We start from the raw sequence: 17,585 nt of genomic DNA on the forward strand, positions 1-17,585 counted from the left end.
TGATCGCGACCAAAAGCGGTCAGAATGAGTGTCCGACAAACCGTCAATGAAAGGGAAATCTATAGAGGTGAGGGAAAAAGGCTACCGCGAAGCGGTTTAGTTCAACTTTTAGCAGACATCCTAAATAACGCCTTACATTACGTCACATCTAACATCTACACACACCTTTTGTGACTCAAGTCACTGTGATTCCTTGCATGCTGGGCTATAAATCTCCCCCATTTCCTGTCTCCTTTTAACCTTTTTTTACATGACAGACAAGCCCAAACTGCTCAACCAGGTGCGGATGAAGATCCGCCAGAGGCATTACAGCATCCGCACCGAACAGGCCTGGGTGGACTGGATCCGGCGGTTCATTGTGTTCCACGGCAAACGCCATCCAACAGAGATGGGGAGCGCCGAGGTCGAGGCGTTTCTGACCCATCTGGCGGTCGATCGGAATGCGGCGGCCGCGACCCAGAACCAGGCCTTCAGTGCTTTGTTGTTCCTCTACCGGGAGGTGCTGGGAAAGGGATTCTGCGATGTGTTATCATCAGAACATCATTGCCTACCGTTGAGTGATTACCATGCGCACGACTTTGGATTTGGATGAAGATGTGCTCGCTCTGCTCCGGGAAATGGCCCGGCGCCACCGGGTTTCCATGGGGAAAGAGGCTTCCCGGCTGATACGGCTGGCGCTGCAGCGCACGACGCCAGGAAAGGAACCCGGCATCGCCGGCTTCGAACCTTTTCCCGGGGAAGGACGGATTGTCACCGATGACCTGGTGGAACGGCTACGTGACGAGGAAGGCGTTTGATGCGGGCACTGTTGGACGTGAACGTACTGATCGCCTTGCTTGACGGCGCCCATAGCCATCATGGCCTAGCCAAGCAGTGGCTTGCGGCGGAATTGGACCAAGGACGCGGCTGGGCTTCCTGCCCCATTACCCAGAACGGTTGTGTTCGCATCATGTCTTCTCCTGCCTATCCAGGAAATTTCACCCCGGTGGATGTAGCCTTGCGTCTGAGCAAAGCAGTCGCCCATCCCTCCCACCAGTTTTGGGCGGCGGACGTAAATTTGCTCGATGGCCAGTCGTTGGACTGGCAGAAGATTTTGGGCCACCGGCAGATCACTGACGCTTACCTGCTTGCCCTGGCGGTACACCACAAGGGCCGTTTCGTTACCTTCGACCGCAGGGTATCAACCACTTCCGTACCTGGCGCCGGGGCTGCGCACCTATGCATTCTGGGTTAACTTTTTTCACTGCCGTTCGGAGAGGAAGGCGGCAAATTAATCCTCAATCCTACGAGTAGGCAGGATGCGCATCTGGCTCGATTACTACATTCAGACGATGATCTACCGCCCAAACCGCCCCCTAAGCAGCGTCTCCTGCCACGGATTGCCCCCGCTCCACAGATTTCCCGCCAGAAGCTCGCTGATGGCCTGTTTGATGGCCGCGTCGCGGTGGGCCTCGAAGAAGACGTTGTGGATCAGGTCCGACTGGTAGAAGCGTTCGACGAAGGCGTACATGGTGTTGAAGCCGAGGGCGTGGGCCGGGTCGTCGGGGCGGTGGAGGTCGGGATCGGCCTCGGTGCCGCTTTTCAGGCCGAGGTGGATGCGGTCGGCTGCGCGGGCGGCGGAGGTCAGGGCCAAAAACACCCCGGAGGAGAATACCGGGTCGAGGAAGCCGGCGGCATCGCCCACGCTGATGAAGCGGGGACCGTAGCGACGGCGGTTGAGGTAGCTGAAGTTGGCCTCGGCCTGGACCGGCAGCTGTCGTCGCGCGCCATCGAGCAGCCGCCGCAGCCGCGGGGAGGCAGCCACGTAGCGCTGGAACAGGGTTTCGGTGGACAGCCCTTGGGGGCGCCCCCGGTCCGACACCAGGCCGATGCTGACCTTGCGCCCGGCCAGGGGGATCACCCAGATCCAGCCGATGTCCACCATCAGAATCCAGATGTTGCCGTGGGCGTAGAGTGCGTCGGCCAGTTCCCCCCGCACCGGGGCGTAGTGGCTGTAGAGGGCGAAACGGCCCAGGTGGCGGATGCGTTCGACAGCGCGCTGGCGCCGGCCCAACAGGGCGGTGCGGCCGGTGGCATCGACGAAGTAGCGGCCCTGGAACCGGCCTTCAGGGGTCGCCACCGCCACCCGGTCACTTGTGAACTCGACAGCCGCCACCGGACAGCGGTCGCGGCATTCGACCCCAAAGCGGGCGGCGTTGTCCCAGAGCCGGCGGTCGAACTCGCTGCGTTCCACCTGGTAGGCCCGGTGCTCACCGCTGAGCTGGAAGAACATCTCCTGGCCCGTGGCCTCGTCGATGAACACCGCCCCGGCCTTGAACACGTTGCCCTGGCTCCAATCCAGCCCCAGGCGGCGGATCACCGGCTCGCTGTAGGGCAGCATCGACTCGCCAATGTGGAAACGGGGGTGGCGGTCCTTTTCCAGCAGCAGCACCCGGTGGCCATACTGGGCCAGCAGGGTGGCGGCGGTGCAGCCGGCAGGGCCGCCGCCGGCGATGATGACGTCGTAGTTCATCGCAGTTCCACGCTCCATCCGCCACCCAAGGCCACGGTTCGCCGGTTTTCGTTCCCCAGGGCCCGGACCAGCGCCAGCCCCGCCAGCACCGGCGAGGAAGCCGCCAGCGGCTGCAAATCCGCCGGCAAATCTGTCCCGGTCTGCTCCGGCGGACCGATCCGCCCGCCCCGTTCCAGCACCCAGGCCAGAGCGGCGGGATGACGTCCCATGCCCGGCTGCAGATGCGGCGGCCAGCGTTCCTCGTAGCAGACCAACAGCACCCGCTCAGCCTCGGTCAGCAGCCGGATCCAGGCTTCCAGCCAGGCCATGGCGAAGGTGGCCTCCCCCGCACCCAGGGCGGTGGCGGGCTGGCGGCTGCCGGTGGCGATGCTCCAGTAGCCGGAGGCGGCGTTGTGGACTGAATTGTGGAAGGCGGTGGGCGAGACGCAGCCCTCGGGCTTGGCCAGCTCGACGAGCAGGCGATCGGTGATTTGCATCTCGCCGCCGACGCTGGCGAACACCGCCGGCAGCTCCCGGGGATCGACCCCGGCGCGTTCGCAGGCCAGAAACCCGGCGCACAGCGCCAGCCGGGTCGCCTCGCCGGTGCGGCGGCGGATGGCGGCGGGAATGCGCTTGGGGTCCGGCAAAGCCGTCTCGACATCCAGGGATGCCGCCCACGCTTCTTCCGGGGTACAGACCACCGTCACCTTCACACCGATCCCGACCGCCACCACCGGCTCGGTGACAGCATCGGCCTCCCGCCCCAGCAGCACGCTGGCGTTGCTGCCGCCGAAGCCGAAGGCGTTGCCCAGCACCCGCCCCGCCTGCTGCCGTCGGGGCTGGCGCTGCAGGTTCAGACGGCAGGCCGGATCGGGGGTCTCCAGCCCGCAGGTGCCCGGCAGCCAGCCGTGTTCCAGGGCTTCCAGCAGGGCCACCGTCTCCAGCGCCCCCGAAGCGCCCAGGGTGTGCCCCAGAAGGCCCTTGAGGCCGCCGCAAGGCACCCGGTCGCCGAACAGGCGTTCGACGGCTTGGGCCTCGGCCAGATCATTGAGGGGGGTGGCGGTGGCGTGGAGCTTGACATAGTCGATCCGCGCCGGATCCAGTCCGGCCAGGGCCGCCGCCATCGCCGCCTCGGCGCCGCGGCCTTGCGGGTCGGGGGCGGCCAGGTGGTGGGCATCGGAGGATTCGCCCACCGCCAACAGCCGGGGGCAGGCCCGGTTCGCCGCGCTGGCTTTCTCCAGCAGCAGCAGGGCCGCAGCCTCGCCGATGCTGATGCCGCGGCGGTCGGCGTCCAGTGGCCGGCAGGCGGCTTCAGCCACTAGGCCGAGGCTGTGGAAACCGAACAGGGTCAGGCTGCACAGGGTGTCCACTCCGGCTGCCAGCACCGCATCACAGATGCCGGTCAGCAGCAGCCGCCGGGCCGTGCCCAGGGCCTTGGCGCTGGAGGAACAGGCGGTGGACACCGCCACCACCGGGCCGGCGAGACCCAGGTCCGAGGCCAGGGCCTCGGCGGTGGCGTGGACCGCGTGGCGGTGGATGAAGTCGAAGTCCGCCGACATTTCCCCGTGGGCGACGAAATGGCGGTAGGCGGCTTCGGAATCGTAGATACCCGAGGTGCTGGTCCCCAGCACCAGCCCGACCCGCGCCGCGCCGTAACGGTCCAGCGCGGCCTCGACCCGGCGGCGGAAACCGTCCTGTTCCAGGGCAGCCCGGGCGAGGCGGGCGTTGCGACAGTCGTAGCGCGCCAGTCCCGGCGGCAGAGGCGGCAGCGGGCCGGGGTACTCCCCCACCAGGGTGGGAAACGGCAGCGGCAGCAGCCGGATCGGCCGCAGGCAGGGCTTGTTGGCCCGGATGGCGGCCAGCAGCGCCTGCCGTCCAGCGCCGGCGGCACCCAAAACCTGCCAGGCGGTGATGGCGACCGGATTCATGGCGCCCCGCTGGTCGTCGGCAGCCCCAACTTGCGCCAGCGGGCCATGTGACCTTCCAGCAACAGTACTGCCTGGCAGCCCAGATCCCGCAGTTTGGAGGCCGCGTACATCGCCCGCGGCCCGTGCTCGCAGGTCACCACCACCGGCTCGTTGCGGCAGCGTCGCAGCACCTCGGGCGGGGTCTTTGCGGCCACTTCAGTGAAGGGGACGTGAACGGCACCGGGAATGTGGCCGCTGCGGTATTCCCCCTCGGAGCGGACGTCGAGCACCAGGGGCGCCTGGCCGGCCTCCAGGTCCCGGGCCAGATCACGGGGGGCGACGGTGGGGCCGCCGCAGGCGGCCAGCAGGGTAAGCAGTAGCAGACAGACGAAACGCATCAGGACTCCTTCGACTCGGAAAGCGGGACGACCAGCACCGGACACCAGAGAAAGCCGCTCACCACTCCGGCAGTCACCGCCAACGCCAGAGCCTGCAGCACCGGCTGGCTCGCCAGCCCCAGGGCGGCGAAGGCGGTCACTGTGGTCAGCATCGAGGCCCCCATGGCCTGATAGGTGGCGGCGGCATCGCCGCCGCGTCGTTCCCGGTAGAAGATAGCGTAATCCACGCAGATGGCAATGGCCAGCAGGGCGGCGAGCAGGTGGAAAAAGCTGAGGGGAAAGCCGGCGGCGGCAAAGCCGATCAGAATGGTGGTCCCGCCCAGCAGGGGCGGCGCCAGCAGCTGCAGAGCGGCCAGGGGACTGCGGTAGCGCCAGGCCAGAAGCGCCCAGATGACGGCGACGCCGGCGGCCAGGGTCTTCAGGGCCCGGCGGCGGTACTGCTGCGCCAGGCGGTTGACGTGGTCGTGCTGGCTGAAATAGCGCACTCCCTCCAGCCCCGCCAGGGCGGCGCGCACGGCGGCCGGGTCGTGACTGCCGAGCCAGATGGCCAGCTCGGCCCGTCCGGGGGAAAGTTGGACCTGGCCCACCATAAGCTCCGCCAGCCGCGGGTCAAAGGTTTTCAGCCACGGCGGCTCGCTGCGCGCCAGCTGCGACAACGGCTCCACCGCTAGACCGGCGGCTGCCAGGGCGCGGCGCCAGGCGGCGACGAATTCCGGGGTCACGTGGTTTTGGTAGTGGTGCCAGTTGCGCGCCTGAAGAGCCTGGGAGACATACCAAGGATAGAGGGGCTGGAAGCCGGCCAGCGCCCCTGTTTCCCTGAGCCGGCGCAGCACCAGCGTGGCGGCCTCGGCGCGCTGGAGGGCGGTTTCCAGGTCCGGGGCTGCGACCAGCACCGCCCGTCCCGGTTCGATGCCCCCCAGCCGGGCGCGCAGCTGGCGGTCCTGGCGCCTGAGCGCGGGATCGACCGCCGCCAGCTTTTCCAGGTCGTCGAGCCACTGTAGCCGCGGCCACGCCGCCCCCGCGGCGGCCACGGCCAGCACCGCGACCAGTTGCAGGCCCCTCCGGTGACGGCAGGCGAAACCGCGCCAGGCCGTCAGCGGCCGCAAACGGGGGCGGCGCAGGCGCACGGCGGCGATGAAGTCCGGCAGGAAGTAACGGGTCGCCAGCAGGGCGGCGACGATGCCGGCGCCGGCAAAGACGGCGACCTGCTCGAAACCCGGATAGCCGGTGGCGCCCAGGGCCAGATAACCGATTAGAGTGGTACCGCCGCCCAGCGCCAGTGCCGGCCACAGCCGCCGCACCACTGCCCGCGGCTCCCGACCGCCGCAGTGGGCCAGGACGTGGATGGGATAGTCGATGCACACCCCCACCAGGGTGCCACCCAGGGCCAGGGTCAGGGCATGGACGTAGCCGAAGGCCAGCTGGGTCGCCAGCGCCCCGGCCTCGGCGGCGAAGGCCAGCACCACCGCCACCGCCAGCAGACTGCGCAGGGTGCGAAACAGCCCCAGGAACACCGCCAGCACGCCGAGGGTGGAGGCGGCGGTGACCCGGGCCACGTCCCGCTGGATCCGTTCCTGGGTCCGGACTGCGAACACCGGCACCCCGGTGAGGGTGAGCCGGTAAGTCCCGGCCTCCGGGGTATCGAACAGCTGCCGCAGGCGCTGCTGCAGCGCCCGCTGACGCTCAAGAGCGAAGGCATCGGCCTCGGATTCGATCACCAGCACCTCGAAATTCCCGTGCCGGCGCGGCTGCAGGCGGTCGCGCCAGTCCTCGAGGGCGTGGAGAGTCAGCAGCAGGGGATCGCGGCGGGCGATGGCCTGGACCCAGTCGCCGTAGGGGGAAAGCAATGCCCGCCTGAGGTTCTCGGCCCGCTTGGGCAGAGTGGCGGGATCGAACAATTGCGGGGCTTCACGCGCCGGCTCGAGACTGTAGATAACCTCGGCGTGATCGGCGTACTCCCGCAGCAGATCCAGGAACGCCAGCGGCGGCTCGGACAGGGACCACACCCGGGCGACGCCCTCGACCCGGGCCAATTGCCGCCGCAGCCGGCGGGCGAAGGGCGCCACCGCCTGCTCTCCCCGGGCCGGTTCGATCAGCAGCAGGTAACGGCGGGCGAAGCGGGTCTGCTGCAGCCGCCCGAGCATGCCGGCCTCCCCGTCGGTGCCGAGGAAGAACACCGTCAGCCGGGTTTCTAGCCGCAGCTGGGCCGCCAGCGCCCCGGCCAGCACCAGCAGCAGCCCGACGGCGGCCAGACGCCGCCTCATTCCCCCTTGGCCTGCTGCAGCAGGCGGGCGATCCTGACCTTCAGGCGGGCGCCTGCCTCGTCCGGCGTCAGGCGGGTGAGGCTGCAGTCACCGTCGCGTTCCTCCACCGTCAGATAGCGCCCTTTGTCGTCCTCGCCCAGGATCACGCGGCGGAACGGGCTATCGGGGCGCTTGGGCGTCAACACCAGGCGCCAGCCGGTTTCCGTTTCCTGCTCCTCCAGATTGAACTCCCGGGAAACGGCCTCGAGATCGCCGCGCAGCAGATGCTGCAACAGCACGATGCCCTGGACCTGGGGCAGGGAACTGGGCAGGGCGAGACGGCGGCGCTCGCTGGCGACGGGATCGTAGTACAGCAGTTCCTCGGGAGTGGCGATCAGGACGAGGCGCTCGGGCAGCAGCTGCAGCTTCACCAGGGTGCCGTCAGGGTCGGCGATCATAAAGCCGCTGCCGCGCCAGGGCTTGGCCAGCAGGGCCAGATGACGGGTTTCCTGGTAACGGAACTGGCGCGGCTGGTCGAGCGCCAGTTTCGCCGCCAGGTCACCGGCCCAGACCGGCGACACGCAGAGCCACAGCAGCAGCCAGCAACCGGTTTCAATCCAACCAGAACGCCTTGCCATAACGGACGATCTCACGGAAGGTTTCCTGGGGCGGCGGCATCCGCTCCAGCTCCGGGAAGCGCCGGCGCCGGTACAGATATTCGCCGCCGACCAAAAGTCCCGTCGCCAGCCAGATACCGATGCCGTGAAACCCGGCCCAGACCTTGGGGCTTGCCAGCAGGGTCAGGATCGCGGAAACCAGGGCGGCGGCGACGAAAAAACCGGTCCAGACCTGGGTCAGGCGGCTCAGGTAGGCCAGCAGATACGGCGGAATGACGGCGAACTGGAGCCGCACCATGCGCTCTATCAGCGGCGGCGGCCGCCACAGGGTGCGGCCGAACAGCCAGGCCAGGAGGAGAAAGGTCACCGCCGGCACCCAGCGCACCACCGCCGCCCCCTGCCACCAGGCGCCGGCGGCCAGGGCGGCGGCCAAGCCCAGCCACAGCAGCCGCCAAGCGCGGCGGGGTTCACGCACCGCCCGCACCCCCAGCCAGGCCGCCAGCATCCAGGGCAACAAGCTGCGTCCGCCGGGCCACGAGGCTGCGAACACCCCGGTCAGGAACAGGACGGCGACGGTGGGCGGCAGCTGGGGTTTCATCGCTGGCGGTGGGCAGCGACGAAGTCGGCCAGGGAAACGAGGGAGGCGAAAATCTGCGGGTTGCGCTTGTCGTCGGAGGTGATCTTGATGCCGTAGCGGCGGTCCAGCATCACGCCGATCTCCAGGGCGTCGATGGAATCGAGCCAGAGGCCATCGCCGAACAGGGGGGCTTCGGGGTCGATGTCGTCGGGGGTCACATCCTCCAGATGCAACCCCTCGATCAGCATGGATTTGAGTTCGTCGATCAGTGCAGTTTCGGCCATGGACGTTTCCGTCAATTGATGATGGCCACTACCTTACCATTGCGGAAGCGGACGATGAAGGTGTCGAAGCGCGAGGACCAGTAGCGCCACTCATCCAGGTCCAGGGTCGGAGTCGCCGTGACCGGCGGATAGCCGATGGCCGCGATCACCGCCTGCTTGCGCATCCCCACCGCCACTTTGCCGGCCTTGATGAGCTTGCGCTCCTTGGGGGTGAACCGGTGCAGGTTCACCGGCCGGCGCGCCAGCATCTTGTGGAACGCATGTTCGACGGTGTCGCCGGTGTGTTTCTGGACGTTCTCGATCTCGATCACCGGGCCGGAGGGCAGCACCCGGATCTGAAAGCCCTTGCGCCCCCAGCTCACCAGCTCCACCTCGGTGTTGATCGGCACCAGCAGGCCGCGGCGGTAGTTGGTGGTACGGTGGCGGTTCTTCTCGTACTGGAAGGAATACTGGGTGTAGAAGTGATCGCCGATGGCCACGCCGGCGGGCAGATTGGCCTCGTTCCCCTTGAAGGCCTTGGGGCAGCCGCTCAGGCCGGTCAGCATCAGCAGCAACCACAACCACAATCCGAACTTACGCATGGTATCCCCCTGTCTTGTACATGGCGTCGGTGAATCAATCTAGCACAAAGCGGAGCGAGATATAATTCCGTGTCCTCGATACGCCCATCCTTCAATCGCCATGCCCTTGCAGCGCTACCGCCCCCTGATCGACGACTGGGACGCCTTCGCCGCCGCCCTGGCCCGGCCCCTGCCCCGGGTGCTGTGGGCCAACCCGCTGCGCCTCGACGCCGCCGCCCTGGCCGGGTTGCTACGGGAGGAGGGGCTGGCGCCGCAACCTGTCGCCTGGTATCCGGGCGCGCTGCGGCTGCCGGCGGGGACGCCGGTGGGCGGGCGCTGGTGGTATTTCGCCGGTCTGACTCACGCCCAGGAGGAGGCTTCTCTGCTACCGGTCCGGCTCCTCGACCCTCTGCCGGGGGAGCGCATTCTCGACCTGTGCGCCGCCCCCGGCGGCAAAACCGCCCAGATCGCCATGATCCTCCACGGGCGCGGCACGGTGGTGGCCAACGACGTAATCCTGGGGCGGATGCGGCCGCTGCGGGCCAATCTGGAGCGTCTCGGCCTCCTCAACGTCAGCCTGACCCTGCGTGACGGGGCCGGTTATCCCAACGCCGCCGGGGCCTTCGACCGCATCCTGGTGGACGCGCCCTGCTCCTGCGAGGGCACCCTGCGCCGCCACGATCCCCTGGAACGTTACGGCGCCGAGGTGTCGTCCCGTTACGCCCGCCTGCAGCAGGCCCTGCTGCGACGCGCCATCGCCCTGTGCCGCCCCGGCGGGCGCATCGTCTATTCCACCTGCACCTTCGCCCCGGAGGAGAACGAAGCAGTGATCGACGCGGTGCTGCGCCAGAGCGATGGAGTGGTGCGGGTGGTGCCGCAGGCGGTGGCCGGTCTGCGTACCGCCCCGGGCGTCTCCCGTTGGAACGGGCAACGTTTCGACCCCCAGGTGGACCACTGCCTGCGCCTGTGGCCCCACCACAACGACACCGGCGGTTTCTTCGCCGCGGTGCTGGAAAAGGCGCCCGACGCGGAAGCCCCCCGGGCCGCCCCCGCCCACCCGCCGCAGCTGGCGGCGCCCGAATTGGAAACCTGGCTGCGCTGCCACCACGACCTGCCCCCGGACTGTATGGAAGACTGGCTGCCCTGCCGTCACAGCAGCCGCGGCATCCACGTGGTCCAGCGCGACCACCGGCCGCCGGCACGGCCCGAGCCGGAGGTGATGGGGGTGGAGGTACTCAAGACCGCCACCCGTCCACCCAAGGTCACCACCGCCGGCGCGCTGCTGCTGGCGCCGCAGGCGCAGGCCAACGTGGTCGATCTCGAGACGGCGCAGCTGCCCGCCTACTTCGGCCGCGGGACCTTCGCGGTGGCCGCCGCCCAGGCCCACCGCTGCCGCCGCGGTTTCGTCATCGTCCGCCACCGCGGCTTCGGTTTGGGCAGCGGTTGGTACGATCCGGGCGCCGCCACCCTGCAGAGCCTGTTTCCCAAGCGCGCCCCCGGCCGGGTGGTACCGTGATCCCCGGCATCGGCACCGCCTTGGCACTCATCGCCCTCTACGCCGTCGGGGTGCAGATCGCCAGCGCGGTGATCGCCGCCCTGCTGGGCTCTCTGTGGTTCTGGCGCAGCCTGCTGCTGGGGGAAACCGTGTTGCTGGCCTGGCTGGCGCCGTTCCTGCGCCGCTACGATCTGCACGCCCTGGGATTGCGGCCGGTGGGCTGGCGGGAAGGAGTGGTCGTGGTGCTGTGGTTCCAGGCCATCGCCATCGCCATGGATGCAGTGGTGCTGTGGCTGGCGCCGGCAGCGCTGGTGCGAAGCTATCTGGCCAGCTTCCATCCCGCCGGTCTCTGGGAATGGCTGGCGCTGGGGACGGTGGCGGTGATCCTGGCCCCGACCCTGGAGGAACTGCTGTTCCGGGGCGTGTTGCTGGCGGCGCTGCGGCGGCATTTCCATCTGCCGACGGCGGTGCTGGGCAGCGCGGTGCTGTTCGCCCTGGTGCACATCAAACCGGTGCAGATCGTGGCCGCCCTGCCCCTGGGCTGGATGCTGGCCCACTACGTCGCCCGCGGCGGCAGCCTGTACGTCACCATCGCCGCCCACATGGCCGGTAACGGCCTGTCGCTGCTGGGGCTGCTGCTGCCCGGGGTGCCGTGGATATCGGCCAGCTGGCGTCCCAGCGACACCGAGGGGCTGCTGGCCCTGGGCTGCGCGGCGGTGCTGTTGACGGCCTTTGCCAGAAGGCCGCTGCCTAACGGCTAAGCTCATGATTTAAGACGATTTTCCCCTGGCCCCGGGCGGCACCCCGCCTTGACAAGCCGCTTGCCGAACGGGTAACGTTATCCGACTGATCTCCAGCCTTTTCACTGAATTTCAGGTAAGTATCCGATGACCGAGCAGAACGCCTCCGCCACGCCGTTGACCGCTGACATTCCGCAAAGCCTGAGCCACGTCGTCAAGCGTGAGCTCGATGACTGCGACGTGGTTTCCACCTCGATCGAATGCGGCACGGTGGAGGACATTCGCATCGAAGTGCCGGATACGGTGTTCCGCGACGCCGAACAGAAGGTCAACACCACCCGTTCGCCCAGCATCCAGGAGAAGATCGCCCAAGGCATCCCCAAACTGCCGGCGCGATCCATCGACATCGTCGAGCAGGGCGGCCGGATCCTGCTGACGGTGACGAGCGACGACGACCGCCCGGTGACCCTGAACTTCAGCTTTCCAAAGGGAGAAACCGAGATTCACCGCGGCCTCGGCGGGGGCGCCTTCAACACCACGGTGGACAGCGCCATCATCAACCTGGCCCTGTGCCGGGCCCTGGGGCTGCCGGAGCAGAATCTTCCCAAGGCCCACCTTTACCTGACCCTGCCGGAGGACCAGGCCGATCAGGTGCGCAAACAGGCCGAACCGTTTCCCAATCTGGACATCATCTGGGTGGACGGCAAACCGCGCCGCTCGGTGTTCATCAAGAATAAGGACAGCGGCGAGGAAATCTACTTCAGCACCCCCTACGGGGAGATCAACCCCAAACGGCCGATTCCGTCGATGCGCACCCCGCGCTTCCTGCTACTCCACAACCAGCCGGACGACCGCATCTTCTGGGACGTGGCGGTGCGGGTCCGCAACGATCTCAAGGACCATTCGGTGGTCTGGAGCGTCGGCTCCAACCAGATCCGCGACGGCATCGACCCCTACGCCTCCCCCATCGGGGTGTGCGAGACCATGACCCTGAACCTGGGGGAAGCCCTGGCCTGGATCCGCAAATCCAGCTCCAGCTACATCCGTGACGACGACGTCCTGCTGCGCTACCTAGAGGAATACCACAATGGCGAGCCGACCAAGTCGGGCGCGGGCCGGGTCAGTTTCGTGCGCCTGTTCGGGATCTTCAAGACCGAGCTGCAGCAGAAGGAAAAGACCCTGGTGCTGCCGGAGGATCCGATCAAGCGCCGCATCGTCGCCCAGCGCTGCGCTGACATTCTCCACCGCTTCGGGGTCAAGGAGAGCGTGTTCATCACCGACGGCGGCAACCCCACCATCGCCAGCTTCAAGTACGAGGACAAGAAGGAGGGGGTGCGCAAGAAGGTCCAGTATTACATCCCCATCATCGACAAGGAAACCGGCGAGCGCATTGACCGGATCATCCAGGAGGCCGGCTGCGACATCAGCCACAAGGACGCCACCGGCTGCGGCGATTCCTACACCGCCACCGTGCTGGCCCTGAAGCAGATCACCGGCAACCACATCTATCCCACCACCATCGCCATCCTCGCCAACCACATTGCGCGGCTGGTCTATGCCCTGCCCTTCTCCAACCTGATGGAGATCGAGGCCTATTGCCCCGGCGTCACCGAGAAGGTTCTGAGGCTGGCGCTGGAAAATCTCGACGAGCTCAACGCCCGCTGCTGCGCCAACAACAAGCTGGAACTGCTGCAGTCCCAGGCGCGTTCGCTCATCTTCCAGGTGCTGCGCTGAGCCGGCGCCATTCCCGCGCCAATTCCCCGCCCTGGCGCTCGATGGCCGCCGTCAGGGCGAACTGCCCGCGGGCCCGCTCCAGATTCTCCCCGCGGTAATTCACCTTGAAATAACGGTCACCGGCCAGGTGATCGATCAGAAACCGCACCCCCAGCTCGAACGGCAGGCGCCAGACCGCCTCCGGCACCCAATCGCGTTCGGCACGCGTCAGCACCGGCCGGACCTCCCGCCACCAGGACCCCAGCAGAGCCAGCGCCCGCTCGAGACGGAAACGGCCGCCGGCGCCACAGGCGGAGCGCACGCAATCGCCCACGTCCCACAGCCACAGGCCGGGTTTGAGGGTGTCCGGATCGATCCAGGCCAAAGGCGTGCGGGAGCGGGGATCGAACAGCACGTTGTCGAGCTTGGGATCGCCGTGGATCACCCGCCGGGGCGAGCCGGTCTCCTCCAGGGCCAAGGCCCGGGCCCGGCGGGCTTCGATGAATTCGATCAGGGAGGCGGTTTCCGCATCGACGGGGCCGTCGGTCAGCTGCCGGTCAAACTGGGAAAGGTAATGGGCCATTTCGTGAAATCCCGGCAAGGTGTCGTGGAGGCGGCCGGGATCGAGATCGGCCAGCCCCCGGTGCAACTTCCCCAGGCTGCGGCCGAGGGCGGCGGCGTCATGAAGATCCCGCAGCGCGGTCAGGGTGATGCCGGGGAGGTGTTCGAGCAAACGCCAGGCGTGGCCGTCTGCGACCACCAGATCGCCGCCGTCCACGGGCGGGATCGGCTGCGGCAGGCGGATCGGGGCGGCGGCCAGATGGCGGGAGACGATGCGGAGATTGGCCATGATCCGATCAGGCCGGGGAAAGACGGCACCGTTGAGACGCTGCAGCACACCCCGCGCCTCGGTGGTGACCAGCCGCCAGGTGTCGTTGATCAGCCCCCGCCCCAGAGGCTCGACGGCGACGACGCGCCCCGGCAGGGCGAAACGGGCGGCGACGGCGGCCGGATCGGTCATCGCTCCGCCAGCTGATAGCGGCGGCGGTTGCGTTCCTTCTCCAGCTCGCTTTTCCTCAGCAGCACGTAGAGCGCGCCGCTGCCGCCATGATGACGGGAGGCGCTGTGGAACGCCATCACCTCCGGCAGCAGCGGCAGCCACCGCAGCAGGCAACCCTTGAGCAGGCCGGGCGATTGCGGCGTCCCCTTGCCGTGGATGATGAGGGCGCAGCGCACCGACTGCTGCAGGCACGTCTGGACGAAGTGATAAACTTCGCGCCGGGCCTGCTCGACCGTCATGGCGTGCAGGTCCAGCAGCGCCTCGACCGGATATTCGCCGCGCCGCAGCTTGCGAAACACCCCGTCCTGCAGCCCCGGCCGGCGGTACTCCAGAATCGCGTGCGGCGGCAACGGCTCGATGAAGCTGGTGGGCAGGAAGTTGGGATCGTCCAGCTGCCGCCTGGCCGCCTCCCGCCGGTAGTCCTGTCCCGGGGTCGGGCGGGCGGCGCGCCGCAGCGGCACCTTGTCACAACGAAGCGGCCGGGCGTCGGCCATCGCTGCCCGGAACAGCTCGTCTTCCTCATCCGTCATCACCCACCTCCTGTTCCGGCCCCACTTGCTGCAGCCAGCCGTAGATGCGCTCCACCAGCCACGCCTCCCGGCCCCGGTAACCGTGCCCGCTTCCGCTGATGCGCCACTGGCGGAAACCGTCCAGATCCTTGAACAGCAACCGGCGGCGCGGCGCACTGCGCAGCACTGCGCGGTCATCACGTTCGCCGTAAACATCCAGCACCGCCACTGCGGCAGCCCTGCCCCAGGTTGCCAGTTCATCGTTGTGGGCCGCCGGCCACCAGGGGCTGAGGAGGACGGCGGCGCGCACGCTGTCGTCGCCGCCCTGACCGAGATAGCGCAGGGCCGCCGTGGCGCCGAAGCCGTGCCCTACCAGGGCGATGCTGGTGTACCCGGCCGCCTTCATGCGCACCACCGCCGCAGCGACCCGGGCCGCCGCCTGGGGCAGAAGATCCCAGTATTCCTGCGGTTCGGCCTCGGCCTCCAGGACCGGCAGCTGCAGGCTCAGGGTGCTCCAGCCGTGGGGGGGCAGTCCCCGCCGCAGCGCCCGCAACACACCGGCATCGGCACGCGCACCGGCCTCGGGCAGCAGAATCGCCACCCCCTTCCTCTCCCGGGTGGCGGCCTCGTCGAGAATGGCCTGAAACGGCCCCGTCGGCGTGGTCAGGGTCAACGCCCTGGCGCCGCCGTCCAGATGCAGCCCTTCCAGCAGCCGGGATTCTTCCAGGGCGTTGCCGCCGGCCCAGGCCACGCCCAGCCATCCCCAAAGCAGCAGCCAGCGCATCGTCAGGGCACCAATACCGCTGCGCCCTGGAAACGGCCGTGGCGCAGATCGTCGAGGGCGCGGTTGGCGTCTTCCAGGGGGTATGGGTGGACCTCGGTATGGATGCGCAGCGTCGCCGCCAGGGCCAGGAATTCCTCGCCGTCGCGGCGGGTCAGGTTGGCCACCGAGCAGACGCTGCGCTCGCCCCAGAGGATGGAATAGGGGAAAGCCGGAATGTCGCTCATGTGGATGCCGGCGCAGATCACCTGCCCGCCTTTGCGCACCGCCCGCAGCGCCTGGGGCACCAGGGCGCCCACAGGGGCGTAGAGGATCGCCGCATCCAGCTCCACCGGTGGGAGTTCGGTGCTGTCGCCGGCCCAGACGGCACCGAGCTCGCGGGCGAAATGCTGGGCCTCGGTGTCTCCGGGACGGGTGAAGGCGTAAATCTCGCGTCCCTGCTGCAGCGCCACTTGGGCGATGATGTGGGCGGCGGCCCCGAAACCGTAGAGACCGAGCCGCTGCGCCTCTCCGGCCAGGGCATAGGAACGGTAGCCGATCAGACCGGCGCACAGCAGCGGGGCGGCGTGGAGATCGTCATAGCGGTCCGGCAGCGGAAAACAGTACCGGGCATCGGCGACCGCGTATTCAGCATAGCCCCCATCCACGGTGTAGCCGGTGAATCCCGGCCGGTCGCAGAGATTCTCGCGCCCCATGCGGCAGTAACGGCACTGACCGCAGGTGTGGCCCAGCCAGGGAATCCCGACCCGCTGCCCCGGACGGAAGCCCTCGACCCCCGCGCCCAAGGCATCCACTGCCCCGACCACTTCATGACCGGGAATGACGGGCAGTTTGGGGGCGGGCAGGTCGCCGTCGACCACGTGCAGATCGGTGCGGCAGACCCCGCAGGCTTTGACCTTGACCCGGATCTGGCCCAGCCCGGGCACGGGAACCGGCAACTGCCGCAGCTGCAGCGGCTGGCCCGGGCGTTCCAGCACCATGGCGCGCATCGCGTTGTAGGACATGGAGGGCTCCTGTAAGATGAGTGACGTTACTCCAATATACAATGTTTTCCGCTCCCGGTTCCCGCACCCATGCAAGCTGACGACCGCTCCCCCAGACTGAGCCACCGGCGCGAGGGCGAACGGTTGCTCGTCGGTCTGGCCGGTGATTGGCTGTTGTCGGCCCCCGCCCGTCCCCGCATCGACGCCGTGGCTGCCCTGCTGGACGCCCCGGTCCGTATCGTGACGGTCCGGGACGAAGGCATCGGCCGCTGGGACAGCAGCCTGGCGCTGTGGCTGCAGCAGCTTTACGACCTGTGCCAGACCCGCGGCCTGGAGCTGCACATCGATCAGTTGCCCGAGGGGCTGCGTCGCCTGCTGCAACTGGCCACGGCGGTGCCGCCGGCGCGCACGGCGCCGCCGCACCAGGAACGCGGCTGGCTGGCCCAGCTCGGCCAGGCGGCGCTGCAGATCCTCGACGAAACCTACGCCTTCGTCCATTTCATCGGCGAGACAACCCTCGCCGCCCTGCGTTTCGTCCACGGCAAGGCCCGCTACCGTCCTGTGGACCTGTGGCTGCTGCTGCAGGAATGCGGCCCCGGCGCCCTGCCCATCGTCACCCTGATCGCCCTCCTGGTGGGTCTGATCCTGGCCTACGTCGGCGCCTTGCAGCTGCAGATGTTCGGCGCCCAGATCTACGTCGCCAGTCTGGTGGGCATCGGCACCCTGCGGGAGATGGGGGCGATGATGACGGCGATCATCATGGCCGGACGCACCGGTTCGGCCTATGCGGCCCAGTTGGGCACCATGCAGGTCAACGAGGAGGTCGACGCCTTCAGGACCCTGGGGTTGTCGCCGATGGAGTTTCTGGTCATCCCGCGCATGCTCGCCCTCATCGTCATGGTGCCGCTTCTGACCCTGTATGCCGACCTGGTGGGGATGCTGGGCGGTGCTTTGGCGGCGGTGACCGTGTTCGATCTGACCCTGCTGGAATACGTCACCCAGACCCGCGCCTCCCTGGGGCTCTCGGACGTGATCGTGGGCCTGGTCAAGGCGGCGGTGTTCGGGATCCTGATCGCCACCGCCGGCTGTCTCCAGGGCATCCGCTGCCAGCGCAGCGCCCAGGCGGTGGGGGAAGCCTCCACCACGGCGGTGGTGACCGCCATCGTCGCCATCGTGGTGGCCGATTCACTGCTGACCATTCTCTTCACCCGCCTGGGCATCTGAGGC

General features: G+C 68.1%; 19 protein-coding genes. 7 read left to right on the forward strand and 12 right to left on the reverse strand.

Annotated elements, in window-relative coordinates; translation table 11 throughout:
• Positions 1-250: 250 nt before the first annotated feature.
• The 3 genes from MCIT9_RS02170 to MCIT9_RS02180 are packed head-to-tail and all read left to right on the forward strand — an operon-like array spanning position 251 to position 1,234.
• Positions 251-592: a phage integrase N-terminal SAM-like domain-containing protein gene (locus tag MCIT9_RS02170; protein ID WP_317705794.1), complete on the forward strand. Its 342-nt coding sequence runs from the start codon at positions 251-253 to the stop codon at positions 590-592.
• 4 nt (positions 593-596) lie between these two features.
• Positions 597-797, forward strand: a complete 201-nt coding sequence (locus tag MCIT9_RS02175; protein ID WP_317705795.1) for a hypothetical protein — start codon at positions 597-599, stop codon at positions 795-797.
• Entirely contained in the window at positions 797-1,234 is a 438-nt protein-coding gene (locus MCIT9_RS02180; protein ID WP_317705796.1) for a TA system VapC family ribonuclease toxin, read from the forward strand. Before MCIT9_RS02175 ends, MCIT9_RS02180 begins: the two co-directional genes overlap by 1 nt.
• 102 nt (positions 1,235-1,336) lie before the next feature.
• On the opposite strand, the gene MCIT9_RS02185 is transcribed toward MCIT9_RS02180, so the two are convergent.
• From MCIT9_RS02185 to MCIT9_RS02220, 8 genes are read right to left on the reverse strand one after another with little or no spacing between them, the layout of a single operon-like run.
• The gene (locus tag MCIT9_RS02185) at positions 1,337-2,512 is read right to left on the reverse strand and encodes an NAD(P)/FAD-dependent oxidoreductase (protein WP_317705797.1); all 1,176 of its coding nucleotides are present in this window, start codon (positions 2,510-2,512) and stop codon (positions 1,337-1,339) included.
• On the reverse strand, positions 2,509-4,419 hold the full coding sequence (locus MCIT9_RS02190) for a beta-ketoacyl-ACP synthase (protein WP_317705798.1): 1,911 nt from the start codon (positions 4,417-4,419) through the stop codon (positions 2,509-2,511). The genes MCIT9_RS02185 and MCIT9_RS02190 overlap by 4 nt, the downstream gene beginning before the upstream one ends.
• The gene (locus tag MCIT9_RS02195) at positions 4,416-4,796 is read right to left on the reverse strand and encodes a rhodanese-like domain-containing protein (RefSeq protein WP_317705799.1); all 381 of its coding nucleotides are present in this window, start codon (positions 4,794-4,796) and stop codon (positions 4,416-4,418) included. The genes MCIT9_RS02190 and MCIT9_RS02195 overlap by 4 nt, the downstream gene beginning before the upstream one ends.
• Complete coding sequence (locus MCIT9_RS02200; protein WP_317705800.1) at positions 4,796-7,060, reverse strand: MMPL family transporter; 2,265 nt, start codon at positions 7,058-7,060, stop codon at positions 4,796-4,798. Before MCIT9_RS02200 ends, MCIT9_RS02195 begins: the two co-directional genes overlap by 1 nt.
• The gene (locus MCIT9_RS02205; protein ID WP_317705801.1) at positions 7,057-7,677 is read right to left on the reverse strand and encodes a LolA family protein; all 621 of its coding nucleotides are present in this window, start codon (positions 7,675-7,677) and stop codon (positions 7,057-7,059) included. The genes MCIT9_RS02200 and MCIT9_RS02205 overlap by 4 nt, the downstream gene beginning before the upstream one ends.
• Positions 7,652-8,254 (reverse strand): COG4648 family protein, encoded by a 603-nt coding sequence (locus MCIT9_RS02210; protein ID WP_317705802.1) that lies wholly within the window; start codon positions 8,252-8,254, stop codon positions 7,652-7,654. The genes MCIT9_RS02205 and MCIT9_RS02210 overlap by 26 nt, the downstream gene beginning before the upstream one ends.
• Positions 8,251-8,517, reverse strand: a complete 267-nt coding sequence (locus MCIT9_RS02215) for a phosphopantetheine-binding protein (RefSeq protein WP_317705803.1) — start codon at positions 8,515-8,517, stop codon at positions 8,251-8,253. Before MCIT9_RS02215 ends, MCIT9_RS02210 begins: the two co-directional genes overlap by 4 nt.
• A gap of 11 nt (positions 8,518-8,528) precedes the next feature.
• Positions 8,529-9,098, reverse strand: a complete 570-nt coding sequence (locus MCIT9_RS02220; protein WP_317705804.1) for a hypothetical protein — start codon at positions 9,096-9,098, stop codon at positions 8,529-8,531.
• 100 nt (positions 9,099-9,198) lie between these two features.
• Between MCIT9_RS02220 and MCIT9_RS02225 the strand changes: the two genes are divergently transcribed.
• The 3 genes from MCIT9_RS02225 to MCIT9_RS02235 all read left to right on the forward strand — a co-directional run bounded on the left by MCIT9_RS02225 (position 9,199) and on the right by MCIT9_RS02235 (position 13,046).
• Positions 9,199-10,593, forward strand: a complete 1,395-nt coding sequence (locus tag MCIT9_RS02225; RefSeq protein WP_317705805.1) for an RsmB/NOP family class I SAM-dependent RNA methyltransferase — start codon at positions 9,199-9,201, stop codon at positions 10,591-10,593.
• Positions 10,590-11,333 carry a CPBP family intramembrane glutamic endopeptidase gene (locus MCIT9_RS02230; protein ID WP_317705806.1) on the forward strand — a complete coding sequence of 248 codons (744 nt, stop codon included), beginning with the start codon at positions 10,590-10,592 and terminating at the stop codon, positions 11,331-11,333. Before MCIT9_RS02225 ends, MCIT9_RS02230 begins: the two co-directional genes overlap by 4 nt.
• A gap of 126 nt (positions 11,334-11,459) precedes the next feature.
• Complete coding sequence (locus MCIT9_RS02235) at positions 11,460-13,046, forward strand: hypothetical protein (RefSeq protein ID WP_317705807.1); 1,587 nt, start codon at positions 11,460-11,462, stop codon at positions 13,044-13,046.
• On the opposite strand, the gene MCIT9_RS02240 is transcribed toward MCIT9_RS02235, so the two are convergent.
• The 4 genes from MCIT9_RS02240 to MCIT9_RS02255 are packed head-to-tail and all read right to left on the reverse strand — an operon-like array spanning position 13,024 to position 16,379.
• Complete coding sequence (locus MCIT9_RS02240) at positions 13,024-14,046, reverse strand: phosphotransferase enzyme family protein (protein WP_317705808.1); 1,023 nt, start codon at positions 14,044-14,046, stop codon at positions 13,024-13,026. The genes MCIT9_RS02235 and MCIT9_RS02240 overlap by 23 nt on opposite strands.
• The gene (smrA, locus tag MCIT9_RS02245) at positions 14,043-14,615 is read right to left on the reverse strand and encodes a DNA endonuclease SmrA (protein ID WP_317705809.1); all 573 of its coding nucleotides are present in this window, start codon (positions 14,613-14,615) and stop codon (positions 14,043-14,045) included. The genes MCIT9_RS02240 and smrA overlap by 4 nt, the downstream gene beginning before the upstream one ends.
• On the reverse strand, positions 14,605-15,378 hold the full coding sequence (locus tag MCIT9_RS02250) for a DUF3530 family protein (RefSeq protein ID WP_317705810.1): 774 nt from the start codon (positions 15,376-15,378) through the stop codon (positions 14,605-14,607). The genes smrA and MCIT9_RS02250 overlap by 11 nt, the downstream gene beginning before the upstream one ends.
• A 2-nt stretch (positions 15,379-15,380) precedes the next feature.
• Entirely contained in the window at positions 15,381-16,379 is a 999-nt protein-coding gene (locus tag MCIT9_RS02255) for a zinc-dependent alcohol dehydrogenase family protein (protein ID WP_317705811.1), read from the reverse strand.
• 69 nt (positions 16,380-16,448) lie between these two features.
• On the opposite strand from MCIT9_RS02255, the gene MCIT9_RS02260 reads away from it, so the two are divergent.
• Positions 16,449-17,582: an MlaE family ABC transporter permease gene (locus MCIT9_RS02260; protein WP_317705812.1), complete on the forward strand. Its 1,134-nt coding sequence runs from the start codon at positions 16,449-16,451 to the stop codon at positions 17,580-17,582.
• Positions 17,583-17,585: the final 3 nt, after the last annotated feature.

This window comes from Methylomarinovum caldicuralii (genome assembly GCF_033126985.1).
Lineage (GTDB): Bacteria > Pseudomonadota > Gammaproteobacteria > Methylococcales > Methylothermaceae > Methylohalobius > Methylohalobius caldicuralii.

Bases quoted from the DNA above. Each gene is read 5' to 3' on its own strand.
- MCIT9_RS02170 (WP_317705794.1), top strand. From the start codon at position 251: ATGACAGACAAGCCCAAACTGCTCAACCAGGTGCGGATGAAGATCCGC.
- MCIT9_RS02180 (WP_317705796.1), top strand. From the start codon at position 797: ATGCGGGCACTGTTGGACGTGAACGTACTGATCGCCTTGCTTGACGGC.
- MCIT9_RS02185 (WP_317705797.1), bottom strand. From the start codon at position 2,512: ATGAACTACGACGTCATCATCGCCGGCGGCGGCCCTGCCGGCTGCACC.
- MCIT9_RS02190 (WP_317705798.1), bottom strand. From the start codon at position 4,419: ATGAATCCGGTCGCCATCACCGCCTGGCAGGTTTTGGGTGCCGCCGGC.
- MCIT9_RS02195 (WP_317705799.1), bottom strand. From the start codon at position 4,796: ATGCGTTTCGTCTGTCTGCTACTGCTTACCCTGCTGGCCGCCTGCGGC.
- MCIT9_RS02200 (WP_317705800.1), bottom strand. From the start codon at position 7,060: ATGAGGCGGCGTCTGGCCGCCGTCGGGCTGCTGCTGGTGCTGGCCGGG.
- MCIT9_RS02205 (WP_317705801.1), bottom strand. From the start codon at position 7,677: ATGGCAAGGCGTTCTGGTTGGATTGAAACCGGTTGCTGGCTGCTGCTG.
- MCIT9_RS02210 (WP_317705802.1), bottom strand. From the start codon at position 8,254: ATGAAACCCCAGCTGCCGCCCACCGTCGCCGTCCTGTTCCTGACCGGG.
- MCIT9_RS02215 (WP_317705803.1), bottom strand. From the start codon at position 8,517: ATGGCCGAAACTGCACTGATCGACGAACTCAAATCCATGCTGATCGAG.
- MCIT9_RS02220 (WP_317705804.1), bottom strand. From the start codon at position 9,098: ATGCGTAAGTTCGGATTGTGGTTGTGGTTGCTGCTGATGCTGACCGGC.
- MCIT9_RS02225 (WP_317705805.1), top strand. From the start codon at position 9,199: ATGCCCTTGCAGCGCTACCGCCCCCTGATCGACGACTGGGACGCCTTC.
- MCIT9_RS02235 (WP_317705807.1), top strand. From the start codon at position 11,460: ATGACCGAGCAGAACGCCTCCGCCACGCCGTTGACCGCTGACATTCCG.
- MCIT9_RS02240 (WP_317705808.1), bottom strand. From the start codon at position 14,046: ATGACCGATCCGGCCGCCGTCGCCGCCCGTTTCGCCCTGCCGGGGCGC.
- smrA (WP_317705809.1), bottom strand. From the start codon at position 14,615: ATGACGGATGAGGAAGACGAGCTGTTCCGGGCAGCGATGGCCGACGCC.
- MCIT9_RS02250 (WP_317705810.1), bottom strand. From the start codon at position 15,378: ATGCGCTGGCTGCTGCTTTGGGGATGGCTGGGCGTGGCCTGGGCCGGC.
- MCIT9_RS02255 (WP_317705811.1), bottom strand. From the start codon at position 16,379: ATGTCCTACAACGCGATGCGCGCCATGGTGCTGGAACGCCCGGGCCAG.
- MCIT9_RS02260 (WP_317705812.1), top strand. From the start codon at position 16,449: ATGCAAGCTGACGACCGCTCCCCCAGACTGAGCCACCGGCGCGAGGGC.